The sequence below is a fragment of the Chromohalobacter sp. 48-RD10 genome (assembly GCF_029889785.1).
Classification (GTDB): Bacteria; Pseudomonadota; Gammaproteobacteria; order Pseudomonadales; family Halomonadaceae; genus Chromohalobacter.
Map to the genome: position 1 here is coordinate 1 of NZ_JARANX010000061.1, position 3,916 is coordinate 3,916.

The following is a 3,916-nucleotide window of genomic DNA, read 5'->3' on the forward strand; positions in this document are numbered from 1 at the left end:
GTTATATGCATCATGCGTCTCAATAGTTAGCATGGTATCAATTTAAGCGCACGGTGCGTAGGACTAACGTCTCACAACCCCCAAAACAAGACACGTCTCCTTCAGGTCATTAGCAGAGGTTTCCCCCTCGCCTGCCTCCTCCAACACCACCAACCAGAACGCATACACTTTGGACCCACTATCATCCCCATGATGATCACATTACCCGAAACTGATAGGCAACAGGCAGCCAGGTGCCCGCCTGGCCAGCGCCAGCAATGACATACCCGGCGCCCTTAGCTCCCGCTCGGACAACTCTAACGACACCAAGTAAAGCGCCAGCAATATTACAAGCCCCAGGCCATCCTTGCCGCGTCCACTGGGTCGCACGCTGCCATCACTTCCAGTGCTCGGCCTCGACCGTCACGGGCACACTCGGCAGACCCAGGTATTGCGCTATGGCCAGGCCATGTAGGCCACGGTTGCTTTTGACCAGCACGCCTTCGCGATTGACGGCAAAACCCAGCATATTCTTGCCACGAGTGGAGTCGAAGCCGCGCTCGGCCATGTTACCCATGAAGCACAGGTAGTCGCAGAGTAAGGTTAGGATGCGGGCCTCGCTATACAGCAGGATGCCTTTTATGATGACTTACCAGCTTTCAGGCGGGTCTGTGACTTGCCGAAGGCGCCGGATTGGGTGAGTCATACCGAGGGGAGCAGCGAAACCCGCAATGACCCGCAGGTGCCCTAGCGCCGATTGCGCGTCGCAGGTCTCACTCACCATCCAGATGAAGGCCGAGGACGTGGGGCCTAGCCAATGCGGATACCCCCTCCACTCGGGCCGCAAATCAACTGGCATGGGTCGCTATGTAGCATTCCCTTCACAAGCTGTCATTTCACGGCACGCCGAGCAAAAGTTCTAGCTCGCCACCGCCCAAATTTCTAGCTTGGCTTGGCGCGGGCCTATACATGCGGATCTTTCAAGGGCGCAAAGGCAGAGTCGTCGGCTCGGGCCGTAGCCAGGCAAGTTAGGAATCATATTATTGCACTGATAAGGAGCCATTCGAGCGCAACAATCTTAACTACAAAACGCCAGCAAGAAAACTACAAACATACCATCAAGATAAGAATAAAGAAGGCAGTTGAAGGGAATTTTTAAATACGCTGCATAAGCTTGCCTTCATTTTTTAGCGTAGCCCAGAGAATAACAACAAAAAACGCGTACATCATAACACCGCTATTATGGATCAAAAAAACTTGTGACACCCCATAATCCATGTAAGCAACCGGTAAAAGCACCCCGGCCACTGACAAAGACCGAACAGCCAAATCATGATCATGCATATAGCGAGAAAACAAACGCATTGGCACTAAATACATCGCTAGTAATGCCACGAGCCCAATCAAACCATTTTTTACCCATGCATCTAGATACTCATTATGTACATGGCCATACCCCTTAATTATCGAAGCAGCTTTTCCTTCTTCAACAAGAGCATCTCTCGCTCTTGCATATCCATTATCACCCCAGCCAAATACAGGTTTTTTAGGTATCAACTCTATTGCAGCCTCCCACATGGCAAAACGGGCACCAAGAGACGTTTGCACATCATCATTCTCAACAAAACGCTCGATATCACTTAATGCTTTATCAACCCGACCTTGCACGCCTAACTGTGGAACCGAACACACTATCCCGGCTGACAACACTCCCAAAACAAACATCCCTAGCAACCAACGTTTACTCCAGTGGTAGGCATAAGCACGGTAAAGAACTAAAAATACGAAGGGCAGCCCGACCCACCCACCTCTGCTCCCAGAAGCTAATGAACCTAGCATGCCCATCACCGCGCCAGCGCCCAATAAAGCCACCCACCAATAGCGACGCGGCTGCGCATAAGCCCATCCTAACCCCGCTAGGCAAAGGATGCCTAAAAGCATATTAAGATTACCGAACTGAATGACATGTGTGTATCCTTCAGCCCGATATGCTCCATCAATGAGCTTTTGCCATACAGCCCAGCTACCGGATAACAACGCGCCAGCGCAAACCCCTAGCCATAAAAAAATGGCTTTTGGCGGGTAACGCAAGAGAAAAGCCAGTGCGATAACAGCAAATAAGAAACGACTTGGCTTATCCAAACCGCTAGAACCTTGTGTATCCCACCATACCTCAATGGCATTGACACAAAAGTAAAAAAGCAAAACACCGACAATATAAAGATCAGATTTATCAAAACCTATTTTTTTAAACCCTGAAAGAGAAAAAAAACCTCCTAGTAGAAGTAAGGCTGCGCCAACTGAATAACCAGACGGAACCACCAAAGACAGGGCGCCAAACAAAAAGACCGAAGCACTACTATAAAAGAACAAAAAACTAGTAAGCATTTTTTCCAAAAAACCCTTTAAACAAAGTCAAAGATATTATCTTCAAATCAAGCCACAAAGACCAGTTATCGATATACCAAAGGTCATACTGAACGCGCTTCTCCATTTTTTCCAAGGTATCCGTTTCGCCTCGAAGACCATTGACCTGTGCCCAGCCAGTTATTCCAGGCTTCACCTTGTGGCGACGCATATAGGATTCTACCAACTCTTTGTAGTGCTCGTTATGAGCCAAAGCATGTGGGCGTGGTCCCACAATAGACATTCTTCCCTGTAAAACATTATAAAATTGAGGGAGCTCGTCCAATGATGTGCGACGTAAAAATGACCCAAGACGTGTCACCCTTGGGTCAGCTTTTGAAGCTTGGGTGACTTTTCCTTCGTCTTCTTTGTGCAGGTGCATCGACCGAAATTTATACACCTTAAACTTCTTTCCATTACTTCCTGTCCGATACTGTTTAAAAAGTATAGGACCTGGAGAGGTAAGCTTTATAGCAATAAATATAAAAAAACAAAATGGCAGAATAAGAATAGTTATAAAGACACCTAAAAAAAGATCTTCTAGGCGCTTTATAATGCGGGCCATACCACTCATTGGAGTGACACTCAAATCCACTGAAAGGTGCCCCGCCACTTCACTCATACGATGATTAAGCAACTGCATATCCGGGAAGTCTGGCAAAAAACGCACCTCCGCCGTATGATTACGTAGCGCATAGAAAATTTCGCGAACGGCACCCCCCATTTCCAAAGGAACAGAGATCCATACTTCACGAGCCTGTGTTGCGGATATACGACGAACGATACGCTTCAGGGTTGTTGCATCCGGTAGTTGATACAGCCGTTCATAACCTGCGATTGAGTACCCCTCTCCTGGAGAAGCTCTCATTCCTTTTGCAACTCGTAGCAACTGTTGGCCCGGGCCAATTAAAAAAACAGGTCGTCTCGCTCGACCACGCACACGCGCTCGCCTGAGGGAAACCTGTACAAAAATGCGGAAAAGGCTAGCTAGTATAAAGGAGCTAAGCAGCGTCCCCCCAACCCATAAACGTGAGTACCGCAAAGAAGCATCTGACAAGTAAATAATAGATGTAGCTATAAACCCGACAAAAATCCAAGCAAAAAGCAATCGCGCCAGCATAAGCGCAATTGGCGTGATGCGCCATTGGCGGTACAGCCCCGCCGCACTATTTAGCAGAATAACTAACAATGCAATTATAACAACTGCCAGCACATATCTTTCATGGACTTCAAAGCTTCCAAAACGAGCTTTGTAAGCCATAACCCCACTAAACACTACTACAATAAAATCTAAAAGAGGTGCAACTAGCTGAGCTGGATAGCGCTCACCGAGACCTCTGTCAATGCGAGACATAGGCTTTAGCCACTTATTTAAACATCCATCAAAAGCGGATAATTATCCGCGACTTATCCTTTCACCGAATCCCCCCGGCCCACGGCGAAGTACATCAAGCCCGCGCGCTTGACCGCCTGCGGGTCGAATAGATTGCGCCCATCGATGACCACCGGCATGCGCAGCGTCTGCTTGAGC

General features: G+C 48.3%; 3 protein-coding genes. All 3 read right to left on the bottom strand.

What is annotated here, in order from left to right; translation table 11 throughout:
* Positions 1–376: 376 nt before the first annotated feature.
* The 3 genes from OP496_RS16760 to OP496_RS16770 all read right to left on the bottom strand — a co-directional run bounded on the left by OP496_RS16760 (position 377) and on the right by OP496_RS16770 (position 3,739).
* Complete coding sequence (locus tag OP496_RS16760) at positions 377–556, bottom strand: hypothetical protein (RefSeq protein WP_280564939.1); 180 nt, start codon at positions 554–556, stop codon at positions 377–379.
* A 578-nt stretch (positions 557–1,134) separates the two neighbouring features.
* The gene (locus tag OP496_RS16765) at positions 1,135–2,367 is read right to left on the bottom strand and encodes an O-antigen ligase (RefSeq protein ID WP_280564942.1); all 1,233 of its coding nucleotides are present in this window, start codon (positions 2,365–2,367) and stop codon (positions 1,135–1,137) included.
* The gene (locus OP496_RS16770; RefSeq protein WP_280564940.1) at positions 2,357–3,739 is read right to left on the bottom strand and encodes an undecaprenyl-phosphate glucose phosphotransferase; all 1,383 of its coding nucleotides are present in this window, start codon (positions 3,737–3,739) and stop codon (positions 2,357–2,359) included. The genes OP496_RS16765 and OP496_RS16770 overlap by 11 nt, the downstream gene beginning before the upstream one ends.
* Positions 3,740–3,916: the final 177 nt, after the last annotated feature.